The 24,363-nt window shown below is 47.7% G+C and carries 29 protein-coding genes; 27 read left to right on the top strand and 2 right to left on the bottom strand.

Annotation, left to right across the window (positions count from 1 at the left end; genetic code table 11):
• The first annotated feature begins 13 nt into the window (after window positions 1-13).
• The 6 genes from BUB81_RS21255 to BUB81_RS21280 all read left to right on the top strand — a co-directional run bounded on the left by BUB81_RS21255 (window position 14) and on the right by BUB81_RS21280 (window position 3,350).
• Window positions 14-394: a helix-turn-helix domain-containing protein gene (locus tag BUB81_RS21255; RefSeq protein ID WP_073325376.1), complete on the top strand. Its 381-nt coding sequence runs from the start codon at window positions 14-16 to the stop codon at window positions 392-394.
• Between the two features lie 31 nt (window positions 395-425).
• A complete protein-coding gene (locus tag BUB81_RS21260) occupies window positions 426-1,022 on the top strand; it encodes a hypothetical protein (RefSeq protein WP_073325377.1) in 597 nt (198 codons plus the stop codon).
• Window positions 1,023-1,164: 142 nt separating this feature from the next.
• Window positions 1,165-1,647 (top strand): hypothetical protein, encoded by a 483-nt coding sequence (locus BUB81_RS21265; RefSeq protein WP_073325378.1) that lies wholly within the window; start codon window positions 1,165-1,167, stop codon window positions 1,645-1,647.
• Window positions 1,648-1,687: 40 nt separating this feature from the next.
• Window positions 1,688-1,900 carry a hypothetical protein gene (locus BUB81_RS21270; RefSeq protein WP_073325379.1) on the top strand — a complete coding sequence of 71 codons (213 nt, stop codon included), beginning with the start codon at window positions 1,688-1,690 and terminating at the stop codon, window positions 1,898-1,900.
• Between the two features lie 2 nt (window positions 1,901-1,902).
• The gene (locus tag BUB81_RS21275) at window positions 1,903-2,847 is read left to right on the top strand and encodes a hypothetical protein (RefSeq protein ID WP_073325380.1); all 945 of its coding nucleotides are present in this window, start codon (window positions 1,903-1,905) and stop codon (window positions 2,845-2,847) included.
• 116 nt (window positions 2,848-2,963) lie between these two features.
• Window positions 2,964-3,350 (top strand): hypothetical protein, encoded by a 387-nt coding sequence (locus BUB81_RS21280; protein WP_139241655.1) that lies wholly within the window; start codon window positions 2,964-2,966, stop codon window positions 3,348-3,350.
• Between the two features lie 145 nt (window positions 3,351-3,495).
• Here the strand turns inward: BUB81_RS21280 and dnaB are convergent, their stop codons facing one another.
• Both dnaB and BUB81_RS21290 read right to left on the bottom strand, forming a co-directional pair.
• Window positions 3,496-4,824, bottom strand: a complete 1,329-nt coding sequence (gene dnaB, locus BUB81_RS21285; protein ID WP_073325382.1) for a replicative DNA helicase — start codon at window positions 4,822-4,824, stop codon at window positions 3,496-3,498.
• A gap of 1 nt (window position 4,825) precedes the next feature.
• Window positions 4,826-5,056 (bottom strand): hypothetical protein, encoded by a 231-nt coding sequence (locus BUB81_RS21290; RefSeq protein ID WP_139241656.1) that lies wholly within the window; start codon window positions 5,054-5,056, stop codon window positions 4,826-4,828.
• Window positions 5,057-5,311: 255 nt separating this feature from the next.
• Here BUB81_RS21290 and BUB81_RS21295 point away from each other — a divergent pair, with 255 nt between their 5' ends.
• The 21 genes from BUB81_RS21295 (at window position 5,312) to BUB81_RS21390 (ending at window position 24,147) form a co-directional block, all read left to right on the top strand.
• Window positions 5,312-6,466: a hypothetical protein gene (locus tag BUB81_RS21295; protein WP_139241657.1), complete on the top strand. Its 1,155-nt coding sequence runs from the start codon at window positions 5,312-5,314 to the stop codon at window positions 6,464-6,466.
• 2 nt (window positions 6,467-6,468) lie between these two features.
• Window positions 6,469-6,825 carry a capsid cement protein gene (locus BUB81_RS21300; RefSeq protein WP_073325385.1) on the top strand — a complete coding sequence of 119 codons (357 nt, stop codon included), beginning with the start codon at window positions 6,469-6,471 and terminating at the stop codon, window positions 6,823-6,825.
• A gap of 11 nt (window positions 6,826-6,836) precedes the next feature.
• Window positions 6,837-7,766 (top strand): hypothetical protein, encoded by a 930-nt coding sequence (locus tag BUB81_RS21305; protein WP_073325386.1) that lies wholly within the window; start codon window positions 6,837-6,839, stop codon window positions 7,764-7,766.
• Window positions 7,767-7,837: 71 nt separating this feature from the next.
• A complete protein-coding gene (locus BUB81_RS21310) occupies window positions 7,838-8,188 on the top strand; it encodes a hypothetical protein (protein WP_139241658.1) in 351 nt (116 codons plus the stop codon).
• Window positions 8,188-8,679 (top strand): phage protein Gp36 family protein, encoded by a 492-nt coding sequence (locus BUB81_RS21315; RefSeq protein WP_073325388.1) that lies wholly within the window; start codon window positions 8,188-8,190, stop codon window positions 8,677-8,679. The genes BUB81_RS21310 and BUB81_RS21315 overlap by 1 nt, the downstream gene beginning before the upstream one ends.
• A complete protein-coding gene (locus tag BUB81_RS21320) occupies window positions 8,676-9,122 on the top strand; it encodes a phage virion morphogenesis protein (RefSeq protein WP_175555851.1) in 447 nt (148 codons plus the stop codon). Before BUB81_RS21315 ends, BUB81_RS21320 begins: the two co-directional genes overlap by 4 nt.
• The gene (locus tag BUB81_RS21325; RefSeq protein ID WP_073325389.1) at window positions 9,119-9,574 is read left to right on the top strand and encodes a phage tail terminator protein; all 456 of its coding nucleotides are present in this window, start codon (window positions 9,119-9,121) and stop codon (window positions 9,572-9,574) included. Before BUB81_RS21320 ends, BUB81_RS21325 begins: the two co-directional genes overlap by 4 nt.
• Window positions 9,571-9,732, top strand: a complete 162-nt coding sequence (locus tag BUB81_RS22235; protein WP_175555852.1) for a hypothetical protein — start codon at window positions 9,571-9,573, stop codon at window positions 9,730-9,732. Before BUB81_RS21325 ends, BUB81_RS22235 begins: the two co-directional genes overlap by 4 nt.
• Window positions 9,732-10,661 carry a phage tail tube protein gene (locus BUB81_RS21330; protein WP_073325390.1) on the top strand — a complete coding sequence of 310 codons (930 nt, stop codon included), beginning with the start codon at window positions 9,732-9,734 and terminating at the stop codon, window positions 10,659-10,661. Before BUB81_RS22235 ends, BUB81_RS21330 begins: the two co-directional genes overlap by 1 nt.
• A 7-nt stretch (window positions 10,662-10,668) precedes the next feature.
• The gene (locus BUB81_RS21335) at window positions 10,669-10,986 is read left to right on the top strand and encodes a hypothetical protein (RefSeq protein ID WP_073325391.1); all 318 of its coding nucleotides are present in this window, start codon (window positions 10,669-10,671) and stop codon (window positions 10,984-10,986) included.
• A gap of 95 nt (window positions 10,987-11,081) precedes the next feature.
• On the top strand, window positions 11,082-11,303 hold the full coding sequence (locus tag BUB81_RS21340) for a DUF1799 domain-containing protein (RefSeq protein WP_073325392.1): 222 nt from the start codon (window positions 11,082-11,084) through the stop codon (window positions 11,301-11,303).
• A complete protein-coding gene (locus BUB81_RS21345; RefSeq protein WP_073325393.1) occupies window positions 11,304-14,111 on the top strand; it encodes a tape measure protein in 2,808 nt (935 codons plus the stop codon). It begins immediately after the preceding gene.
• Window positions 14,111-14,707, top strand: coding sequence for a hypothetical protein (locus BUB81_RS21350; protein WP_073325394.1), 597 nt, complete (start codon window positions 14,111-14,113; stop codon window positions 14,705-14,707). The genes BUB81_RS21345 and BUB81_RS21350 overlap by 1 nt, the downstream gene beginning before the upstream one ends.
• Window positions 14,700-15,311 carry a hypothetical protein gene (locus BUB81_RS21355; RefSeq protein ID WP_073325395.1) on the top strand — a complete coding sequence of 204 codons (612 nt, stop codon included), beginning with the start codon at window positions 14,700-14,702 and terminating at the stop codon, window positions 15,309-15,311. The genes BUB81_RS21350 and BUB81_RS21355 overlap by 8 nt, the downstream gene beginning before the upstream one ends.
• Window positions 15,308-15,721, top strand: a complete 414-nt coding sequence (locus BUB81_RS21360) for a DUF6950 family protein (protein WP_073325396.1) — start codon at window positions 15,308-15,310, stop codon at window positions 15,719-15,721. Before BUB81_RS21355 ends, BUB81_RS21360 begins: the two co-directional genes overlap by 4 nt.
• Window positions 15,721-19,158, top strand: a complete 3,438-nt coding sequence (locus BUB81_RS21365; protein WP_073325397.1) for a phage tail tip protein J-related protein — start codon at window positions 15,721-15,723, stop codon at window positions 19,156-19,158. Before BUB81_RS21360 ends, BUB81_RS21365 begins: the two co-directional genes overlap by 1 nt.
• On the top strand, window positions 19,155-21,083 hold the full coding sequence (locus BUB81_RS21370; RefSeq protein ID WP_073325398.1) for an SGNH/GDSL hydrolase family protein: 1,929 nt from the start codon (window positions 19,155-19,157) through the stop codon (window positions 21,081-21,083). Before BUB81_RS21365 ends, BUB81_RS21370 begins: the two co-directional genes overlap by 4 nt.
• A complete protein-coding gene (locus BUB81_RS21375; protein ID WP_073325399.1) occupies window positions 21,084-21,968 on the top strand; it encodes a hypothetical protein in 885 nt (294 codons plus the stop codon).
• Window positions 21,969-21,977: 9 nt separating this feature from the next.
• Window positions 21,978-22,226, top strand: coding sequence for a hypothetical protein (locus tag BUB81_RS22000; RefSeq protein WP_139241659.1), 249 nt, complete (start codon window positions 21,978-21,980; stop codon window positions 22,224-22,226).
• 10 nt (window positions 22,227-22,236) lie between these two features.
• On the top strand, window positions 22,237-23,568 hold the full coding sequence (locus BUB81_RS21380; RefSeq protein WP_073325400.1) for an SGNH/GDSL hydrolase family protein: 1,332 nt from the start codon (window positions 22,237-22,239) through the stop codon (window positions 23,566-23,568).
• Between the two features lie 312 nt (window positions 23,569-23,880).
• Window positions 23,881-24,147 carry a hypothetical protein gene (locus BUB81_RS21390; RefSeq protein WP_073325402.1) on the top strand — a complete coding sequence of 89 codons (267 nt, stop codon included), beginning with the start codon at window positions 23,881-23,883 and terminating at the stop codon, window positions 24,145-24,147.
• The last annotated feature ends 216 nt before the right edge of the window (window positions 24,148-24,363 follow it).

A 24,363-nucleotide genomic window follows, 5' to 3' on the forward strand; every position in this document is an offset into this window, starting at 1 on the left:
CGGGAATTTGCACATGATTGGAGAAAGGATTAAATCTGAAAGAGAAAAACTAGGGTTTAATCAGGTAGATTTTGCTGAATTAGCAGGCGCTAAGAGGCGTACTCTCATTGATTGGGAGAAAGGTAGTACTGCCCCAAATGCCTTCCAGCTCGAAATGTTAAGTAGACAAGGTGTTGATATTGGCTATGTAGTCACAGGCAATCGTTCAGTCAACACTAAACGTGTAGCCGATATTGTCGAGCTTATTGAGTCTTTATTAATTGAGCATGGCAGAAATGTTAGCCCCAAAGGTAAAGCCCGCATAATTGCCGGGCTACTGGAACTCGAACAAGAATCACAACAAAAAGTAACTGCGTCTAACGTTTTGCCTTTTGTAACAGCAGCAGGTTTTTAATATGTAGTTTTCACGTAGTATGGAGTGAATTATGGACGATTTTGAAAGTAAGGTTACGCAACTCTTTAAAGAGAACTTTTCGGAAAGTGAGGGAAGTTCTTCTATCCCTCAAAGCGTAACCACATCAGGTACAGGTAACATTGTGTCTATTGGTACTAATCATATCAATGTTACAAACCAAGAAGTGATTGTGAAACCTAATGTAATGCCTGGTAGCCATCATATTACCAGTGAACAGCAATACGTTATCAGGGGCCTAGTTGATGATATCGTTAAGGCTGAAAAGGTTTCCAAAGCAAAGCCTCGTAATCATGCTGCTGTATGGTCTGCTTTAAAGCGTAAATTCAAATTCTCCTCATACAAATTCATCGAGCAGGTAAAATACCCAGAAGTAGAAATCCACTTGCGCCAGTCGCTTGGCAGGCTTAGACGTGCAAAATCATCTCGCCAATCTCCATCATGGCGTAGAAGCCGTTATGGTTTCATCTATGCAAGATTGAAAGAATTGGAGCGTGTTGAAGATAAAGAATGGTATTTGGAATTTAACTTCGGTTGTAGTTCATTAACCGAACTCACCGATGAGCAACTTCAACAAACTTATGATTGGGTGGCTTCGCTCAAGAAATAAGGCTCTGTTGCCAAGGAGGGCATGTGAATTACAAAAAATCTATTTTCGCTTTAATCGTACTTTTCGCTGCTAATGTAATGCCATTCACTAACGGTACGAAACCCCCACCTTCGGCCAGCTACGAACTCGATTGGATTGCGTTATGATTAAACAGATCTTAGCGCTGGCATTTTTTTTAAGTCTTGTTGGATGCCAATCGAACAGCCAACAGCCACTAGTTCAGCCCGAAGAAAAAAAGCATATTTGGATTAAATATAAAGAACTAGAGAAAGCATGCAGAGAAAGTACATCGGCTCAATTTACGCTTCTTAAGCGAGAACTTAAAGGTAAATACGTTACCTGGAGAGGTACTATTCGGAATGTTGATCTCAGTTATGACGATACCATTTCACTCTTCATTGACATGGGAACAACGTCTAGTTACGGGTTTATTGATTTCAGTCGAGTAGTCTATCTATACAACCAGAACTACGATGACTATGTGCTTGGTTTTAGAAAGGGGCAGCTAGTTGAATATACAGGAAAGATCGAACTCATAAGTAACTATGACAGAATTTATGGAATGCAGTGCAATGTTCACTTGTCAGACTGGGATATCCTCTGGTCAGAGACAGAGAAAAAATAATCAGCTACAGTAATTTTCAGTGATAAAAGGGAGTTTATTTATGGGAACTGACGACGAAGTTAGTGTACTAGAGCAAATCATCTATACCACCTATGCCACGCTTCAAGACAAAGGGTTACACCTCAATGTAATTCGCGATGAAGTGATCCAACGTGTTGCTGACAACGCCCCGCATACCTTCCTGGCCAGTGAATTAAAATCTAATTTGATTTCCACGCTGGCTGAAATCGTTTCGCAAGTTGAAAAGGAATAATTATGCTTGTTAGATTTGTAGGCTTTTCTATTGAAGTTCCTGATTCGCTGCCACTATCTGAACTAATGGCCTCCATGGCTTCTGATTACGCTAACTTCGAAAGTGCCGACGATATTGGTAGGTTTATGTTTATCGACGATACTTCCAACGATGATTATTACCTCGGTTTAGTTGTTACAGTCAAAAATCAACGCACATTTTGCGAGTTAAAAGAAAATTCAGGAGCATTTAAAATTCAGGTAAATAGCCTTGAAGACGACTCCAGAATTATGGATTTTAATTTTTTTGTGATCAACAAAGCTTCGGGTGTTGGTCTATATCAGCACTATCACCAATCCTGTAGTATCGGGCAGGCAATGCGAAGCATGAAGAAAAAGTTCTTACGCTTAAAAGAGGTTAGGAAAGAGGCCAAGAAAGTCGAAGTGCTTGAAAGCGGAAAAAGCGAAGGCGCAGCCACAAAAGCGGCTGGCAGGCAATATAAAGGTACTTTTAAGTGGCAAGTTTTGATTAGTAGGGAAAGCCTACCGAGCTTGCTATCCGAAATGGAAAAAATTAAGTCTTTGGAGTTTGATTTTGCATATCTGGAGCCTGAAGCAAGATACTTTAGCCAACTTTCTGGATATGTTCGCAAGCAACGAAAAAAGTTTAGTTTTTCAACAAGTGCACCATTTTCAGGGGTGCTAGAGGCAGTTGTGAGTTCAGTTGAACAGGCAATAGGCCAGGATGAAGCTGAGCAAGGAAAAGTTTTTGCAACCGATGGTGACGGAATTGATCGAATTATTCGGATTCAGAACCAACCGGATAATTTTGGTGAATATGACTATGATGAATTAGCCTCTCATATTAGTGAACTTGAGGTTAGTGACTTCGCGAGTAGTTGGGTTACGGAAAAGTTAATTGAAATATGTATTGAACATGATGAAATATTTGAGGCTTCAATAAGATGAGAATACGGTTTCTCCTATGTGCATTGCTAGCTACTATCACGATAGGTGCTGTGCATTGTTACGTAACGGATATACCGAAGTTTGTTAAATTCTACGAAGAAAACCTGAGGGGTAATTTGTTTGCTGGATTCTTAACTGTTGGTGGTTTTTTATTATCACTAAAAACATTCATACTTATAAAACTAAAAGAAAATGTGTATGACCGTCCTCAGTATATAAAGAGGTTTGAGAAACTACGGAAGCTCGATAGTTCATTGCAGATTTACGCCCCACTAAGAAATTTAAGTGACTTTTTATTTTGGTCTGTACTCGCCACTATTGGCGCAGCCATTGCTCAGCTATCCATCGGTCTTATCGGAATTCAGTGGTTTGTTTATGCTGCAATATGGGTTTCTGTGTTTGCGCTGTGTGTCTTAGTAGCTTCTTTGTTGTTAATAAAAACAAGCTTAAATGACTGGTTTGATTTTATCGGTGAAGACTCACGGAAGGATGACGACTCGTAGCCTTAGTCTTATCCCTTTAAATACCTTTTTTGTAAGAAGCCCTCAAAAGCCCGTCACGGGCTTTTTTGGTATTTGAGTGGTAGCGTTTATCGTCTGGCGTGGTGAAAGTCGCTTGTAGGCGTTTTTAAAACGGTTTTAAAACATTTTAAAGGAGGGTTTTGTTAGAGAATGTTGAAAACTCTCCCTGAAATAGAAGTCGGGCTGTTCCAGTGGGCCCGTTCCTCTGCTTTCCTATTATCACCTCAGCCTCTCCCTGGGCTTCTGTGTCAGGGTTGTACACTTCGTCTCTGTACAAAAACATAATGATGTCTGCATCCTGCTCTAAGGAGCCTGACTCCCGAAGGTCGGAATTAATGGGGCGCTTGTCCTGCCGGTTCTCAAGGGTGCGGTTGAGTTGTGAAAGTGCTACCACTGGCACGCCAAGCTCCTTCCCCAGGGCTTTTAGGGATCTGGATATTTCTGCTATTTCCTGTGTGCGATTGCCTGCCATCGACGGCACACGCATCAGCTGAAGGTAGTCCACCATGATCATGCTGGGCTTGCCGTGTTTGCGAATTATATTGCGGGTGCGAGTGCGGATGTCTGATGTGGTTAAGGCCGCTGCGTCATCAATAAACAAATTGCCGCGTGCTTTGAGTGTATTAATTACGCTGGCAATTGTGGCCCATTCGTCATCGTCTAGTTTTGCATTGCGGATCTTCGTTAAATTCACACGCGCCATCGACGCCCATAAGCGCATCATGATTTGTTCTGAAGGCATTTCCAGGCTGTAAACAATTACCGGTGCGGTACTTTGCATCATTGCATGCTCAACCAGGTTCATTGCAAAGGTGGTTTTCCCCATAGATGGCCTGGCAGCTAATAGAATCAAATCCCCCGGAGACAGTTCATGGATCAGGTTATCCAGTTCATCAAACCCGGTTGTGAGCCCTTTTGCCGGGCCCCGACCTTCTGCTATTGCCTGCAGTTTGTCGGCGATGCTGAGTGTTAATTGGCCTACGCTTTGTACTTTTGTGGCCTCATGCTGGGCATTGCGTAGGTTAAATAGTGCGGTTTCTGCGCGCTCCAGAATGTCTGCAGCCGTGTGCCCGTCATTGTGGTAGCAGGCATCTTTGATTTTGTGAGCGGTTGCAATTAACTGGCGCTGCGTAGCTAACATACTAACCCGCTCTTTTGCTGTATGTGCCATTGCGCTGTTTATGCGATTACGCGCCAGCTCGTCCAGGTAGGACTTGTCACCGGCCTTTTCGAGTAGCGAGCGCTGTGCTAGGTAATCTGCAACCGTTAGCACATCGATTGGGGCATTGTTTTGATGCAAGTAGCGAATTGTGGCGAATATGTAGCGGTGAGCGGAGTAATAGAATATGTCGGGTGTTAGGCCGTCCAGGAGGTCGTCGGGGAGTTCAGTGCAAAGCAGCTCAGCTAATATTGCCTGCTCAGCTGCTAAGTCCTGGGGCGGGTTGCCAGGCTGCATGCTAGTGCAACTGACTATTGGGTAATGTTACCTGGCGTGCAGCCCACCCTTCATGCTTCAGATCAAAGGTAAGTATTGCGTTGGCGTCTCGTTCAGACTTGAATTGGTAGGCTTCGTTAGCGTCAAGGGTGTAAATCGGTCGCTCTCGTTGAGTCAGTTTAACCAGGTAATGTGGTTGTGTTAAATCGAAATACCGGGAGGTGAACTGTTGTAGTACCCACACTGTTTTCATAGTGGCTCTCGCAATTTGGAAGGTAAAAAGGCCCCTGGGCAAACCAGGGGCAACGTGGTCACACATGTCCAAGGTCAGTAAAAAATTCATTGAAATTCCTGACCTGCCCAGTTAGGTTATTAAAAGGCAGTTATCACCTTCCCCCGGAGATTTCTTCGGGCGGCAATACTTGTTTTCTCGGGCCATCATGGCTACATGAAAACGAAAACCCCAACATTCAAAAAATTACCCATAAGCGAAGTTGTGGCAGATGCTATGACTACCGTTACGGAGTTTCCCTGGCATGATGTTTTCTTTGCCGGTGAGCACACCGATAACCAGGGTAAAACTCGGAGCTACAGCCGCGCAGACTTGCAGCAGGTAGTAGATAACTTTGCCCCTAACAAAGCCCCGCTGGTGATTGGCCACCCTAAAACCAATGCCCCAGCATTGGGTTGGGTAACCGGTGTGCGGCTAACCGACGATGACCGTCTGGAGGTCACCGCCGATAACGTTAACGTAGACTTTGCTAAGGCCGTTGCGGCCAAGTCATTCCCCAATCGCAGCATTAGCCTGGAAAGAACTGATAAAGGTTTATCTCTGCGTCACATAGGTTACCTGGGCGCAGTTGAACCTGCCCTGGAGGGCTTAGGCTGGCAATTCAATGGTGCGGACACCAATCCAACGGAAACCGTTGAATTTAGTGCCGAGCCGAATGAAACCATTGAATTCAGTATGGAGATTGAACAGCAGCGCAGTGTGCTGGACATGTTCTCCGACCTGCGTGATTTCATCATTGATAAGTTTTCTGAAGAGGAAGCTGATCGCGTGCTGCCTCGCTGGAATATCAACTGGCTGCGCGATGCGTTAACCCGCAAAGAGGTTAACGAAAATGAACACGACCCCTTTGCCCCCGAATTTTCTAAACCCAAAACTGAGGAGCCTGCAGTGACTACATACACTCAGGAGCAGCTTGATGCTGCCATTCAACAGGCGAAAGATGACGCCGAGGCCAGCTTTAGCAGTCAACTGAGTGCTGAAAAGTCTCGCGCAGACAACGCCGAAAAGACCCTGGAAGAACAAGCCTTTGCAGCGCGTGTGGCCGATTGTAAGGCCGTGGTAGACACACAGATTGCAGCGGGCCACTTAACCCCGGCTAATGCAGCTGGACTGGCCGAATTTATGGCCAGCCTTCAACAAGGTGACAACGCGCAGACGTTTAGCTTCAGCAAATCTGACAGCGAGACTGTAGAGCAAAGTCAATACGACTTCGCTAAGGCGTTTGTCGGTTCGCTGGGTGCTAAGTCGCCAATGGGTGACGATCCAGAATTGGCGCATGACAAAGACCTGGACGAAAAAGCCGAAGAATATTCAAAGGCGCATGGTGTTAGCTACGCAGATGCCGTAATCGCCGTAAGTCAAGGAGCATAACCATGGCAAATTACTTAAACAAAGCGCGTGTTGCGCTTTTAACAATCAGTGTACAAGCCGCTGCAGCATTAGCCCAATGTCGAGCGGTCGGCGCTGACGGCAACTACGCGGCGGCAGGCTCGCACATGTTTGGCGTTAGCTACAACCCCGCGTCTGTGGGCGAACAAGCTGCGGTTGATGTGCTGGGTACCGTGCCGTGTGAAGCCGGTGCAGCTATTGCAGCCGATGCCCTACTGGAAGTCGGTACCGACGGCAAGTTTATTACAAGAACATCTGGGAAGGTGGTGGGGCGTGCGCTTTCTGCTGCAAGTGGCGATGGTTCAATTTTTACCGCGTTACTCATTCCGGCTAACACATAAGGAGCAACGAAATGGATCGCACTTCAATTCGTACCGACAAAGTTTTAAGTAAAATCGCGCTGGGCTTCATGGCTCCGGGTTTAATTGGTTTCGAGCTGTTTCCTCGGGTTTCAGTAGACGAGGCCAGCGGTAAAATCATTCAGTTTGATAAATCAGCCTTTCAGTTGATCAATACTCGCCGCGCACCGGGTGAAAACACCAAACGCATTAAAGTGGGTTTTGATAAAGGCAACTACAGCCTGACCAATAACGCCCTGGACGCGCAAATCCCCCGCGAATGGCTGCGAGACCAGGCAAGTACGCCTGGCATTGATTTTAAGCGCCAGTCGGTTGAAACCGTCATGCAGGTTGAACAGAACAACCTGGAATTTGAGCAGGCCAACCTGGCACGTGATGCCAATAACTACGGTACCAACAACAAAGTGACGTTGTCTGGCACCTCTCAGTGGAGCAACTACGACAACTCAGACCCGCTGAAAGACGTGTCAGATTACAAAGAAGCCGTGCGCGCACAAATTGGTTCGTACCCCAATAAAATGGTCATTCCAGCCAAAGTCCATGAAACGCTGAAACATCACCCTAAGTTGTTGGCTCGCATGAGCAATAACGACCTGAAAATGCTGACACTTGAGCATTACCGACAGCTATTTGAAATTGAAAAAATCGTGATCGGACAATCCATGGTGGTTGATGCAGATGACGCTTTTGAAGACCTATGGGGACTGGACGTGATTCTGGCGTACGTACCTACCGTGATCACGTCTCGTGCCATGCCGTCATACGGTTACACCTACGTACTGAATGGTCAGCCGCTGGTTGAGCCTATGTGGTACGACAAAGCCACTAAGAGCTGGATTGCGGGTGTTGAATACGAGCGCCAGCCTCTGCTCACCGGCATTTCGTCTGGCTTCTTAATTAAGAACGCTGTAGCGAATTCTTAACCCTATAACCACCTGAGAGCGAAGCAGGGACGACCATGGGCCACGGAGTTGGCCCTTTACAGGAGCCTGACATGAGCGAGACAACAGATTTAACCGAATATGAGTGCGTAGAGCCGGTTAGCCATAACCAGAAAAAGTATCTACCTGGTGCACCCATTAGCCTGAGTGGCAAGGACGCCGCGCCTTTATTGGAAATAAAAGCCATTAAAGCGCCTGACGTCAAAACTGAGCCAGTCGCGCCGGTATTATCAGAACTTGAGCAGCTACTGGCGGTTATCCCCGATGTTATCGAGGATAAAGCCAATCTAACCGGCAGCGGCTTACCCCTGGTTGAAGCACTAACGGACGCGGTGGGCTTTGATGTGAGCGCGGATATGCGTAACGAAGCCTGGACGGCATTCCAGGCAAAGGACGCTGAATAGTGATCACCTCGGTAGCGGTTATCGAGCGCATTGGTACCTATGAGCTTGGCAACATTCTGGCTGGTCGGGTTGAGGGTGACATTAACACTCTGATCCTGGTCGCCTTGGCCAATAGCGAGGATACCAGCAGTTTTACCACTGAAGATGTGGCCGTTGCACAAGCGGCATTAGATCGTGTTGCGTTGGCGATTGACGCTGCCACCCGGCTGATAAACGGCTATGTGGCGAAGCGTTACCCCAATGGCCTGTCGCAAAGCCAGATTGATAACAGCCCGCTGCCTGATATCGCCCTGGTGCTGGTGAAGTACGAATTAATGGTAACAACCGACGAAGACACCAGAAACAACCACAAAGCCGCCATGGCGCAGCTGCGAGACATTAGCAGCGGTGCATTAAGCCTGGGTACTGAAGACCCGGCTAAGCCAAGCGATACACGAATTGAAGTGGGCAGTGGCAATAGCCGTTTTGATTGGGGCGGGTACGGCCTGTGAGCGCTACGTTTATCGAGATTAACCTATCGGGTGATGATGTTTTATCGGTATTTAACCAGGTAGGCACGTTTTCCCAGCAGCCTACGGCCATGCTGGACGAAATAGGCAGTTACCTCGATAGCGATGTGGCCAAACGGTTTTATGAAGGTAAAGCACCGGACGGCAGTAAATGGCTGGTATCGCAACGGGCCGAAGCCGAAAACGGCAAAACCCTGGTAGACACCTCGATACTGAGCAAAAGCGTTACACACGAAGTGCGAGCGCAGAACCTGGTTCACGGACTAACCGAGAAATACGCCGCTATACATCAATTTGGTGGCAAGGCTGGGCGCGGTAAGCGGGTAACGATTCCCAAGCGGGAAATCATCGGCATAGCGCCTGTACAGCAATCGCGCATCGACAAGATTTGTCTGCGCTGGGTAGATAGTTGGTTTCAGAAATGAGTACGCCTGTTTATAACCTTGATTTAAACGTGATTGAAACGGTTTTAAAAACCGCTGGATTTAACGTTAAACCCGCTATGAGTATGCCTGCGCTGCTCCGTAGTGCTGTACAGCGTAACACCACGTTTGTGCTGCCCCTGGACGAAGAAGCCCACGACTTCGACGAAATCGGCGGTATCGATGTTTCACAATACAGCATGGAACAATTTGCTGTAGTGGGGGTATTTCGAGCTTCCGGCAATAGCTCCGGGAGCGTGGCGGGTAACGAACTTCTGACATGGCGAAACCAGGTAAAAACCACTTTGATTGGCCTGATGGTTGAACCTTTCGCACCTATAACGTTTCAGGCAGGCCGCTTAATTGAAGTGAACAAAGAGACTCAAAATGTGGTGTATCAACTGCAGTTCAAAACCACATGCACCGTGGTAACCAATGTAAGGACATATCCATGACTACCAAGAAACCATTTAAACACCCGGAATTGCCAGCCGCGCTAAAAAAAGCCGTGGCAGCAGGTTTGCCGGGTGGACAGTACAAGCTTGACGGCGAAAAAGTTACCCCGGTTGAGGCTGAAGAAAAAAGTACTAAAGGTACTAAGGAGAAAGCGTAATGCGTTTCCGTGACAGACTACTTTTAGTTGGCGTAGAGAGCACTTACGGTGCTGGCCCGGCAACTACCCTGGATGCATCAAACTATATTCGAATCACCGAGCCATCGATTGCATTCGAAAATGAAAATATCACAGATGAATCAGTGCGATTTGGTGAAGGTGCGTATGAAGACATTCCATTTGGTGAACACGTAACGTTTACCACGCGTGTGCATTTGTTCGGCTCAGGAACGGTAGGTACCGCGCCACCCTTCGGGCCGCTACTGCGAGCCAGTCGTTTTACTGAAACGGTAGATGCAGGTGTAAGCGTTGCATACACCCTGGCATCTGATTTTGGCAGTTCGTTAGCCATGGAATTCCGAATTGGAAACAACCTACACGCGATTAACGGTGCACGTGGTGGCGTGAGCCTCATTCTGGAAAAGGGTATTCCAATGTTGGAGTTTACCTTTAAAGGATTGTGGGCTGAGCCAACGCATACTGCAGATAGCCTGCCGTCTGTTAACAATGCTCCCTGGTTAGGATTTGTGCCTACAGGCCCAGGTCGAACGTCTGCAGTAACGCTGCATGGCCAAGCTGTGCGCCCTTACTCGTTAAGCCTGAATCCGGGCAACGAAGCGGTGTATGACCAAAGCCTGGTAGATGAAACCATTATTTATTCTGATCGCGACGGCAGTGGCAAAATTCAAATTGAAGCCCCTACGCTCGATGTCATCAACTTCTTTGCCCGTCACAGTAACCGTCAACACGGTATTCTGGCCGTTACGCATGGTGCAGTGGCAGGCAATATTTGCACGATTAATTGCCCCCGCGTGCAGGTGTTAAAGCCGTCGTACACCAACCTGGATAACAACAACGTTGGCTATGACATTGATCTTAAGCTGTTGCCAGATGCTGGTAACGATGAAATTTCCCTTTTATTTACATAGGTGACTTATGGCGTTTAAACGCAGCGAATTAAAAAACTGGATTGTAACTCGCACGGTAACTTTGTTTGGCGATAACACGGTTGAAATTGATGTGCGTGTTATGTCGAAAGCAGACGGTGAGGCCGTTATCGCCAAAGGCTCTGACGTCGAAACGGTGAAAGGTTTCGTGTCTGCCATGCGTGGGTATCAGGACGAAAAAGGCAAAGAACTGGGCTTTGAAGGATTTGTTGCTGATCTGGAATCCGGAGTGCTGCCGCCAGCTGCAGCAGGCGGTGTTGCATCGGAAGCACTCAACGCTCAATTTGATGCGGCCATAAAAAATTAACAGAGGTTGCCGAAGCCTGGGCAACCGGAGGAAATCAAAACAGCAAAGAGCTGGAGGACGACTGGGAATTCTTTGGGGGAGACCTCAAAGACCTGGTGAAACCAGAAACTGATGTAGAAGTTCATCCCGATAACTGGCTGGCATTCAAAGCTTTTACTACGGTGCAAACGCAGTGGGTGTTGGATAACAAAAACCGCAAATACGCTCTGGACTATCACCGCGCCGATGTGTGCTGGAAAAAACTGGGATTAATCGTTGAAGGTGACGACTTTTTTAAAGTGCAGCACCTTGAGCAATGTTTACGAGAATCGGTGTAGATGGCAAATTATAACGTAGCATTACGGATTGGTTATAACGGCAAGGACGTGAGCGCCGGTGCTGCGCGTAACGCTGCCGATATTAACCGCCTGCAGCAAGCCACCTATACCCAGGGGCGCGCCAGTGCCACTGCAGCGGCTCAAAATACTGCCTTGGCTGGTAGTTATCGAGCGCTTGCCGGCGCGGTGAGTCTGTACGCTGCCGGCGCAGCCGGCATTAACTTTATCCGCGCTGCATCCGATGCCGAAATGCTGCAATTGCGGCTAGAGAACCTCACTACCAGCGCCTCGCAAAATGCCGAGGCACAACGGTATTTAGAGGAAGCTGCTGATCGTTTAAATGTGCGTTATTCGGTACTGGCCGACAGCTACACACGCTTGTTAGTGCTGGAGCGTCAACGGACATTAACCGCTACTGAATCCCGTGAAATATTGGAAGGAATGACCAACGTAGCTCGCACACTCGGTGCGAGTAACGTGCAGGTTAGCCAGGCCATGTACGGTATGACTCAGGCATTCACCCAGGGCCGCGTTCAGGCCCAGGAACTAAACCAGGTAGTTGAACCATTACCAGGCTTATTACAAGCTCTGGATAAAGCGGCTGGGGTTGCCAGTGGCGGCTTCCGCAGAATGGTAGTGGATGGTGAAGTTACCAGCCAAATGTTTAAACGCACGTTAATTACGGCGTTAAAGGACTATGAAGGAGCCGCTGAGGGTGCGGCGAACACGATGTCAGCTGCATTCAATGACTTCTTGTCTGAATACGACAATCTGGCAAAACGTCTTTCGGCTCCAATTAATTCAGCCATTGTGCCATTGGTAACTACCGCAACGTCAGCGCTGGAAACGCTCGGTGATAACGTTGATGTGCTGGACGATTTAGCTGTTGCGGCTGGTATTGTTGCTGCAGTGTATGCAGGCCGATTAACAGGCTCAATTGCCACCGTTATTAGTCAGAAAATTGCAGATGTGGCCGCATCCAATGCACAGTTAGCTGCAAATCAACGCACTGCTGCCAGCACGCTCACAGCCGCTAACACCCAACTTCATTATGCTCAACAACTGCAGCAAGGTGCAGTGCGCCAGTTAGCCGCAGCAAAAAACGATGCCACCAGAGCAGCAGCGGTTAATAATCTTGCTGCGAGCAACGTGCGACTGGCAGCCGCTGAAAGAGCCGCAGCCACTGCAACAACAACGTACGCAGCAGCTGCCAGTGCGGCCACAATTAGTACCCGTGCACTAACGGCTGCTAAGGCTATCCTTGGTGGCCCTGCGGGTATCGCCATGACAGCAGCGCTAACGTTGGGTTATTTCGCATTATCTGCAAACGATGCCTCTTTTGAAACGCAAGAGTTAACGCAGGACGTTACGGACCTCATTGCTAAATATAAAGAGCTTGATCAAACAGGTCGTAAATACGAAATCCTGAATATTACGTCACAAGAACAGAAGTTTCGTCAGTCCCTTTTGAATGCGCAGGCGGAACTCAGAAAGCTTGAAGACCCAGTAAACCGCATTCTCAATAAACGAATGTTTGGTGAAGGTGACCCAAACAAAGAGCTGCAAGATACAGCACGTATCAAAGAGCTGAAGGTTGAAATCGAAAAGGCCGAAAAGCAGCTTAATACCTTAGCGGAAACCAAAGCCAAACTGTTTAATGCAACATTGCCCGGAGAATGGTTGCCTGTTGAGGAAGAGTCAAATTCTCCTGCAGCAGTTGATTATTCGAAACAGGTTTCGGATCTTGAAACCTTTCTGGATGGTCAGGAAGGCCGTATTAATGCCAGCTATGTTAAACGCCAGCAAATGCTGGACAAAGCATATGAACAAGGTGGTGTAAGCCAACAAAAATACAACGACCTTTCGACCCGGTTAGAGCTACAGCGTGATCAGGATATTAGCGAAGTCCGGGCACGGGCAGCAGCTGAAGAGGCGCGCCGCCAAAACGACATGTATAACGCAGAGCTTAACGCTATGCGAGTTGCGCATGAGCAACAATTGGCTGAAATTCAGGGCTTTGAAGACCGTAAAGCGCTTTTGCAGTACCAGCTTCAGAAAGCTGCTGCCGACAAACGAAATGAACAGCTCATTCTGCAGGCTCAGGGTTTTGCGAATCAAAAAGAAAAAGACGACCACGCTCGTGCTGAAGCATTGCTGCAGGCTGAAACTCGACGAACTGGCCAAATACAGCAGTTGTTATTCAGTAAGAACGAATGGGAACGTAAAAACGAACTGGAAAAAACCGATGCCGTTCTAGCTATCGGTGAATACGGCTTCAAACAAATGGCTGGCCAGAGCAAGAAAGCCTTTGCCATGTATAAAGCTTTTAGCATCGCGAAAGCCGTTATCAATACCTATGAAATGGCAACTGGCGCATACACTGCCCTCGCTCAAATACCCGTTGTTGGACCGGCGTTAGGCGCAGCGGCAGCAGCTGCTGCAATTGCATTCGGTATTAACCAGGTTGCCACCATTAAGAATCAACAATACAGCGCGGCATATCACGGTGGTGTTGACTACGTTGCCAATGAACAAACGGCACTGATTCAACGTGGTGAACGTATCGTTAGCCCACGTCAGAACGTTGCGTTAACGCAAGCTGTTGACACCATTAACAGTGGTAAAGCGAGTGCCGGAAACGTTGTCTATTTCAATTATTCCCCGGTGTTCTCTACCGATGGGAGCGATAACTCGCTGGAGCAGATTGAAGGTTATGCAATGCAACTATATGCCCAGATAAAACAAGATCTCATTCGGGAACTGAAAACCGGTACCGGCGAATTTTACTCTGCAGCGAGGGTAGCCTAATGATTTACCCGCTATTTTCAGATAAGGCCCCAGCCAGCAGTCGGTTTACGCCTAAAGACACGTCGACTCTGACTGAGAATAAGTTTAATGCCAGGGTAATTGTGGACTCTGGCGACCTCTTTTGGGACGGCGTACTGGCATATAAAAATCTTAACTATGACCAGGCAGTGACCATGCGGTCTTTCTTAAATCGTCTGAAGGGGCCTGAGCACGATTTCTGGTTCAAGGACTATGCACATAAACAACGTTCAGCCTGGACTGGTTCACCCGTTGTAGACGGTGATAACCAAGATGGCACCTTGCTGAATGTGCGCGGTTTATTACCTAACCAGACCCTTTTGGAAGGCGACCGTTTTCAACTCGGTGACTATCTGCATGAGCTAACAGAAACCATTACCGTTGACGGCTCAGGGTTAGCCAGCCTGAAGTTTGTTCCTGATATTCGTTTCATACCATCCGATGGCGATGCATTGATCACGAACGACCCTATGTGCAAATGCATGCTATACCCAGGGCAGACTGTCCCAGAGCCTTCTGCAGGTAAAGCCGTACTCACTGATTTTAGTTTTAAATTCAGGGAGAGTTTACGTGATTAGCAATCCTACATTACTCGCCGCAATGAGTAGCGATGACCCAAACAAGCTTTTGCTGTTAGCAGACATCAATTGGCCAACCGGGCACGTTTATATTCAATCGCGAATTGGGGAGAAGTATTGGGACAACCGCAAATGGATCGGCGTTGGCCAGTATGGTTCAGTTGAGCGCGCACAGTCGGGCTCACAGCTCGGTGACCTAATGATGATGTTGCAAACTATTGATTTGGCAATAGTAAACGATGCTGTGAGCGATAACGCTGTTGCTCGTGACGTTAAAATCTACCTGGGCTGTATGGATGAAAACCGGCGCATAGAAGCAGCTGAGCTGATCATATACCGATTTATTGGCAATGTTGGTGTGGATTCCGACACCGTTAAGAAAATTCAACTCAGCCTGGTTGGTGCGCGTGCACGGTTCAGAGCTGCGAAAAACTACCTGCGATACAGCGCCAAAGCCTGGCGCAAATTGTATCCGGGAGATAGCTACTGCGATGACATCGAAGGGTTGCAAAGCGGGCCCTTGAGTTCCTATGACGGAAGCAATGCGGTTGGCTCTGGTATTGGTAGAAGCGGTGGCAATGATCCAGTCCGGAGGCTCAAATGAGATTGAAGAACTGGGAAACTGAGCTGCATACGTATTTCGAGTCTTGTAGAGCTACCCCGTTCAAATGGGGTGAGTTCGATTGCTGCGTGTTTGCCGCCAAGTGCGTTGAAATACTCACAGGAGAAAATCACTACGCAGCCTTTGATGGTCGGTACCGAACTGAACGAGGCTCCCTAATTGCATTGAAACGCTATGGCACTGGCGAACTGGAATCAACGATTTCAAAATCACTCGGGGAACCTGTTGCCCCGTTATTGTTGGGTCGTGGTGACATTGCATTAATGCAAACGGATGGTCTGTTAAATCAGGCTGTTGCTGTGTGTTGGTCAGGGTTTCTAATTCAACCAGGAACGCACGGGTTAGTTCATATGCCAATGCAATATGCTGTGCGCGGTTGGAGGGTTGTGTAATGGCCGTAGCAGTTGGTGCAGGTTTGATTGGCTCTGCAGTTGCAGGGGTGTTTACTAGCGGTGTCGCGACAGCGGTGGCTGTAGGTCTAGGCACCGCTGCGCTGGCTGCAGGAGTTAAAGAGCTAATCCCTGACGTTCCCGCATCTGCATCGAGTAACCAGGAACTGACCATTGGTAAGCCCGAACCAAGAATGGTGGTGGGTGAAACCGTGATTTCTGGCGGCATTATTAAATATGAAAAAGTTAAGCAGGGAAAGCGGGAGTGGCAACACTTCTACATGGCATTGGTACCACATAAGTGTGAATCAGTTGTGCTGTACCAGGTAGATGGTAAGCGAACCTCTGCTATGTCAGGTGAGGGTTACTATCTTGAGGCCAGATTAGGGAATCAAACCGGCCCCACGGCCCGTTCACTTAGTTTGATGTCAAACGTCGACAGTACGTTTATAGGTACCAACGCAACGGACGTTTACTGTGAATTTGTGATCAACGAAAAAATCTGGCCAAACGGTGTTCAGGATTTGAAATTCAAGGTTCGTGGCGTAAAAGTATACGATCCTCGGAAGGACGACACAGTTGGCGGTTCAGGTACTCACAGACTGAACGATGAGACAACCTGGGAGTGGAGTGATAATGCTGCACTCATTAACTTTTGGTGGAAGAAATTCAAAGGTGCAGTGGTATTAGACGACGACCTGTTTGATCTGGCCAACATAGCAGCTGAGGCGAATATATGCGATGAGCTGCAGGCTGTTACTGACTCACAGGGGAATACCACGCAAGAAAAGCGCTACACCTGCAATGGCGTGTTTAATTTGTCGTCCGGGCATGAGGCTGTTGAGAACCAACTGCTAACCAGTTGCGCTGGAAAATGGATAGAGAGCACGGGCGGCAAGTACCGCCTTCAGGTGGCGGCATATCGCGGCCCAGCCATATTCACCATCACTGAAAATCACTTGGCCAGAGCGCCGTACCGCGAGCCATTTACGTCTCTGAGTTCAAAATTCAATATCGTTAATGGCTCATTCATCGATAAAAACGCGTTTTACCAGGACGCTGATATCACGCCTATACGCTCCCAGGACATGATTGACAACCGTGACGCCGGTGTTGAGTACGAAGACGACAACCCTTTGCTATTCACGCAAACAGAGAGCATGGCTCAGCGGTTAGGTGTAATTAAGCTATTACGCAATGCTGCAGGTGACAGCATTAAATTGGTGTTAAAACGCTGCTACGCGAATTTCGTGGCGGGAGCGGTAGTTTATTTAAACATGCCGGAGCACTTATTAGTTGGTAATTATGAGATTGAAAAGAGCCTGTTGGATGAGCGCAACGGCCAGGTAGAACTGGAGATTAAGGAAACCAGTGCAGACATGTATAACCAGGCTCAAACTGCGCCTGATTTCGATGCTACCCCAAATTTCCAAATCGATAATACCTATGTAGCACCGGTAGAAACACTGGCGTATACGCCAACGCCGGATAGCAGTGTTCGCCAGGGTGTGCTTACGTGGGACCACCCGTTGTCTGACTCGGTAGTGAGATATGTAATTACCATCGAGCAGGCCGGTACCGTTGTAAAAACAGGCGAAACCCTGGAGCTGTACTACAACATCGCCAACTTGCCAGTAGGAAACTATACAGCCTTGGTATACGCGGTGAATACATTCGGCAAAACCAGTGAAGCGATTAGCCGCACATTCAGTACTGTTGTGCCATCTACCCCAACCGGCCAGGTAGGGATTCAGGTTTTACCTGGTCGAGTAATCATTACTGGGCCCGCACTTCCCAATAGTTCATCAACCTATGAATGGAAGTATTACTTCTCAGATAATTTTTCAAACGCGTTTGAAGGTGGTTTAAACAAGGTTTTAACCGTTACTAATACACCGCCAAACGGCACATTGTATGTATGGTACCGGATTGTTGATGGTGACCTGGTTGATCCTGCGTGGGTGCAATTTGCGGTACCGAATTTGGTGGGTATATCTGCAGAGGAAGTAACTCCGGAGTTGATTGCCGGGTTAACACTGCCTGGACGGCCTCAAAATATCGGTACTGAAATCACTAATATCACCAACGACTTAAATTTGTGGTCAGTTCAAACCGGCCAATTGGGTGGTGACTACGGAACGTTGCTTTATAACGTGACCGAAGCCACTGGCGCAGCTGCCGCTAATACGCTCGAAATCCTCGCTATAAAAAGTTTGGTAGGTACCGAAAGCGTAACGGCGCAAATCACTGCGTTCAAAAATGCCCAGATTGGTTACGAAGACCCGCAAACAGGCGACTGGATTGAAGGGGCTGCATTCGCCCAGGCATTTGACGAAGTGTTAATCACAGACGCAGATCAAAATGAGTTAAGTATTCACCAGTACTTCCAAGCATTAGAAACCCGCACCGGTGAACTGGAAGGCAAAGTGCAACTAGGCGTTACCGTAGAAGGTTCTTACACAGGTATCGAAATACTGGCCGGCACCAGCGGCCTAAGCACATTCCGCTTATTCATGGACGAACTTATTTTTGCCAGCCGTAACGGCAACATTGCATACCAGTACAACGCAGCCAGCGATCGCCACCTCTGGTACGGCGCAACCGCTCATATTGGCGCAACCAAAATGGAAATACGTGATTACGAAAATCCATTTGGACCCGACAATTTGGTGGTATGGAAAGGCCCGACAACGTTAAATCTGGGCATTCCCGACTTTGATTCATTGACCAAGGCTAACGCAGAAATGTGGGTAGACGAGAATGGCGATAAATTCGAAGGCGGTAACCTACGTGTATCCGGCGTATTTGAAAGCAGCGCCATGAAAGCTGGCAGCGGCGTGATCTTGAATGACGAAGGGCTAACCGGCCCGCCAACCGTCTATGCCTTTGCCAGCGGCAGGAGCAACGACCGTATTGATCGCACTCTGACAATGCCTACGCTGTACGGACCAGGTTATGTAGTAACACCGAACGTAGCTCACAGCAACTTTCGGCTGTCTTACTACAACATGGACATGTTTCTAAAGGTGCTTTACACCAAAAGTGCCGGTACCAGCACGGTTTCCAATTATGAAATAGAGGTTAAATACACGTTTCAACCATCTGATCCCACTGGGCCTACATACCCCAGTGGCCATAACCAATGGGTAACAGTCGTTACTGGCAGCGTAAACCCGTTGCATGACTATGCATCTGTTCCCCTGATATACCGATACACAACCCGTTCTGAGCCGTGGGATACATTAGAAATCCGTATTTTGGTGACTTCAGCGTCAGGTGAGGGCCGACCCCTATCGGTTTTATGTGAACTCACGGTGTTCAATCAAAATCGTTCGAGCAATACACCTGGCTCAATAAGTTCAGACAGCTATGAGTCGCCAGGCAACGACGAACCAGACTATGACGACATTTACGTACCACCGGGGTATATCGCGCCATGAATGAATACGTATTCGAACTAAAGGACGTATCTATAGCCGCAGGTAGCGATACGCTTCAAATCAACAACAGCGACAGCGTGTTTGGTGCGATACCAAGCAGCATGCTATGGATTGACAGCTACCGCCCCCGATTTGTACAGAGCGTTGATAATACCGCCAGAACGGTGACGTTAACGGCGAATTGGGATGGTGCCGATGTTATCAATAAACCAGCCACTATTGCGCCGTTTCCGTCATTGGGACAACAGCAAAATGCAGTCGATGCGGTTAATTCAGTAAAAAGTTCAGCGCAAACCTTGCTGGATAGATTTTTAAGTCTGGAATCCACGTATCGTGACTATTTAGCTGACAGATTTTTCACACTTGCTTCCCTCATAGAAAATAATCTGCACTATCAGACTTACCAAGAAATGATAGCGGCACCTAATCCATCTGTTTCAAATGTAATGGCATTTGTTTGGAATGATCCAATTGTTGCGAACAATGGTTTATATGGTTTTGATGGAAGCAATTGGGAATGGTCGGTATTTAATCCAGCGGTTAAAGACGATATTGAAAATCTAGGAATTGAATATCAATCTCAAAATGCCAGTGGACTGGCGTTTGCTATAGTCGATGAGAATGGCTTGCGAACGTGGTTAGAATCGGACATAAAAGGCAAGCCAACTAGCCATGCTATTGAAAAAATAAAGCTGGTGTCCGATTTTTATACTGGTAGTGAGGTTTTTGACTTTTTTGAATCAGAGGGCTGGGAAAACATCGATTCTAGTCTTGAGTCAATTGCCTATTCAGTTGTTGATGAGAATGGTTTGCGAACGTGGATCGAAAGCGATTTAAGCGGCAATCCTACAACAAACAGCATAGATAAAATAAAACAAACCGGTGAATTTCTTGACTCGTCAGAGATCATTGAAAATATATCCAGTCAAACTGGTTCAGAAAGTTTTAATAGCAGCATTTCTGGCGTAGCATTTGCGCTGGTTGACGAATCAGGGCGGCGTACTTGGTTGGAGGCCGATTTAAATGGTGATCCTACCAGTCAAAGCGTCAACCGAATGGCCGCGGCGCTTGGGCTTGCTAACAAATGGGAAAGTGGGCCCAACTTCGTTGCATGGGGTGATTCGCTAACTGCGGGAACTGGTGGAAATGGCACCCCGTACACACAACACTTACAGTCATTACTTAATAGCGTTGGCAGCTCGGCTTCTGTCACAAACAGAGGTGTGGGTGGCGAGGATAGTGTAACAATAACAGCGCGTACTAACGCCAATCCTTTTTTATGCGAAGTTGATAACGCCCAAATTCCCGCAACAGGTCGTGTCAATATTACGCTAATGCCAATTAACGGTGTTATTCCTGCCCCCCTTAAACAGGGGCCGTCGTCGTATGCTGCCACGTTAAATGGTGTGGCCGGGGTGTTTGGGAGAACCATTACTAACAGTATTTATCAATATTGGTTTGAGCGTGATACAGACGGAGATGCAGTCGAATGCATTGGTGAATACCCGCTGTACTTAACCAGTTCCTATGCTCACCAGGAAGATATCGCCATTATATGGATGGGACAAAATGGCCCTACTAATGCGCGTACTGTAAATGACGCCCGCGCCGTGGCGGCGTACCTATCCCCCCCGCAATCTCGCTACCTGGTGCTATCGAAGCCCGGTGGCAACAGTTACCAAGATGCCGACGACGCGGTGTTTTTTGCTGAGTTTGGCAGGCGATTTATTCCGGTTCGACAGTTGCTCAGTCGTTACGGGTTGCAATGGGCTGGCTTAACTGCCACACAGGCTGATTTGGACGATATGGCAACTGGGGCAGTGCCAGCATCACTGCGCTATGACGCAATCCACCTAAACACGCCGGGCTATCAGTGCGTAGCCAAGATAATTTTTGAACGACTTACTGAATTGGGATGGTTATAAATGGGCCGATTAATCCGCTTGCATGGTGTAAATCTAACTGAAGATGCACCGAGAATAATTACACGGGATCCAATTGAGTCAAACGGGTCGCTTATGTTGTTTGATGGTGGTTCAGTAGACTATGGTTTTAACGGTTTGCCAGATGCTGGTGAAGCGATTCCAAATGTTTTGTCACATTATTTGAAATCTATAGTGGGTGGCAATCCGTCCAACGCGTCACTTAATTTCACTGTCGCAAATAAATCGCCAAACAGCAGTGCATTTTTGGCTGAACGTACGTTAAAGGGGGGGATACATGGCATCAACTCTCTAACCAATCAAAGTGAAGCTGTAAATTACAAGTGGCTAGGTCCGGAAGCGGTTCGGGATTGGATTGTAGCTAATCCGAATCACTCGTACTACATAAGTTATTGGGGGGTAGTGACACGTGTCGGCGTGGATAATGCTGCCGAACAGTCGCCTTTCCATTTTACCAGCCAGTTTGGCGCCACAAACAATTTTCATTTTCACTTTCAGGGCGGTAAAGCGGATAGCGCAATATCTCCCACTTACTACACAGACAATGTTAACGATGATCACTTCAGCGGCCGCCCTACGCCCTACACCCGATATTCAGCGGTTCAAATCGCCTCTATGACGGGTAATGGGGTAACAGCAACAGACAATATCGCACTACTGGTAGGAATAGGGGATGCTTGGCAAAGCTTCAATATTAATGCAGGTGCAAGTCGGATTTTGTATCGTGCATACATAGAAGATTTAAGTATATCCGGCAGGTCTTTTAATACTGTAAATGATATTGACACCGCTCTATACGCTGCAGCGTTTAGCGAAGGCGGCAAGTTTTACAATGACTCATATACTTCGCCAAGCAGCATACCGTAAGGATAAATTATGACTTTCTCATTAATTAATTCTCTAATTTCATCTTTAGTACCTTCTCTTTTAGATAAGCCTGGTGTTGGTTTTTCTATAGGAACGCTTATGGTGACTGCTGAAGGCGATGTGCTTTATACCGCTGATGACATGTTACTGGCGAACGGTGGACCCCAGGCAAAGAGTACGTCCAGGCCGAGCGTTCTATTACATACCAGTGACAACAACTTTCTTAAGACCATCGACAATGAAACATTAATTATTTAAGGAACACGCCATGACCATATCAACAGCATCGACACTACTTTCAACAGCCGATACCCAGGCTGCGCTTGCGGCTGGTAAAGCCTTGTCAGACTCCCTCTCACCGGAACAAATTGGGCCTGCATCCAGCGCAGCCTTAATAACTAGTCGACAAGTTGCAAGAACTAACAAAATAACCGTTCAGGGCGACTCGCTTGCAGATGACGCATTCGATGTTGTCAGCGCTAATCAATCAGGCTGGAACGACTGGTCATATCTAACGTGGTTTCGCCGCTACATTAATGTGTCCTACAGTATTTCGGCCAGCAATTTACGAGCATTAGCGAGCCAGGGCACAGTTCATTTAGTGAACACGCAATTGCCACAGGCTATTGCTAGTGATTGTGGTGTTGCTGTGACGATGATTGGTACGAATGATTTGGGGTTGGGTGTCGATGTGATTGGCAACCTGACGACGTTTTATGATGCGCTGCGTGATAATGGTATCAAGGCGGTCGCGTTGCCGGTACTTCCACATGATGCCGCAGACCCTTTGACGGCAGCAGAAATGGCCGATGCGTGCACCATTAACCGATGGCTGTTTGAGCGGGCGCGTGTCGATCCAAATATGACCTACCTGACGGGCCTTGATGTGTTTACCGACTATGCTACTGGTCACGCCGTTACAGGATATTTACGTGATGGTATACACACCACTAAAATTGGCGCTGAGGTGCTCGGTCGCGCCCTCGCCGAGCAATTTAACGCAGTGTTTGCTGGGCCTTCTGATGCAGCGTATGCCGTGGGAACCAACGCTTATGATGCTACGACCAACCCCAATGGGAACGCGCTGCCGAATCCTTTCGCTAATGGCACGGGCGGTAGCCTGGCCAACGGCGCAACCGGGACGGTCGCAGACAGTTTTCTAGTGTATCGCTCCAGTGGTTCAGCCACATTTGGGTGTGCTGCGTCCAAAGAGGTGATCGGTACGGTTCCTCACCAGGTAGTGACGCTCAGTGGCACTGGCGATGGTTACATTGCGATCATCGAGCAGTCCGTGGCATTACCTGCGGGATGGGGGGAGGGAGACACTCTGCGTGGTTCAGTGAACATCCTACTCGATGCCGTTGGGATTGATTATTTTGCCGTAGGTGTCTGGGCCGCCCCGAGTGTGGGGTATGATGGCGGGCGAACCGCTGCCAATGGTGATTTTCCAGGGCAAGTGTCTGGGCGCTGGTCGGCTGATGTCGTTGTGCCTGCTGGGGCAACAACGATAAAGCTCAGTGTCTATGCTCAAGTTAAATCCGGAGTTGAACTAAGTGGCACTATAAAGGCCAGTAAGTTTTTCATAGAAAAAGTTAACTAATTTTTATTCGTAGATATTCTGTTTTAAGCATTTTAATTTTCTATGACCTACTCAACTACAACACACCAGGGTGTCGTAGTCGAAGAATACGTAACTGGCCGTATTCTTCGGATTACCCATAAAGGGCAGAGTTTTAAATTCTTTGCCCAATCAGAAGGGAAATCCGGAGTGGCCATTTACATAGGTCACGGAACATTAACAGCGGCTATAAAAAGAGCAATCAGAGCCTGGGCTTCCGAACGCGGAGTTACTATAGGTAGCTGGGGCCGAGACAAAGACTTAAATACAGCAATAAAGCCATAGGAGCACGATATGCAGAATTTAATCAATCAACAAGAGCTACCAGATGACGGTGGTGTGAAATTAGTGAACATTGACCCGAAGAACGGAACCTTCAATATCTATAAACGTAATCCAGATGGCAGCTACCCTTCAGCACCGTATAAGACGGTTGATAACACATCTGAATCGAAAGATACGATCTTCTACGCTCCCACCCCAAAAGGACTTATTTGGAAGGTTGAACTGCTGAATGGAGCTGAGGCTAGTTTCACACGTCATGCAACTCGAAACGCGTAAATAAGTAGGATTTAAAATCTATTATAATATTTTTTAAATCCTGCCGCCGCGCTACAGATAAACATGTCAACTCTGGCATTCCCCTAATCGTCATCCCGAAAAGCGCGAAGCGCGCCACTGTCATCCCGAAAAATGCGCAGCATTTATCCGGGACCTAAAAGCAAACCATATTAAGCTAAACAGACTGTTCATAAGATCCCGGCACAAGGCCGGGAC

It is taken from the genome of Marisediminitalea aggregata (genome assembly GCF_900129565.1).
Classification (GTDB): Bacteria; Pseudomonadota; Gammaproteobacteria; order Enterobacterales; family Alteromonadaceae; genus Alteromonas; species Alteromonas aggregata.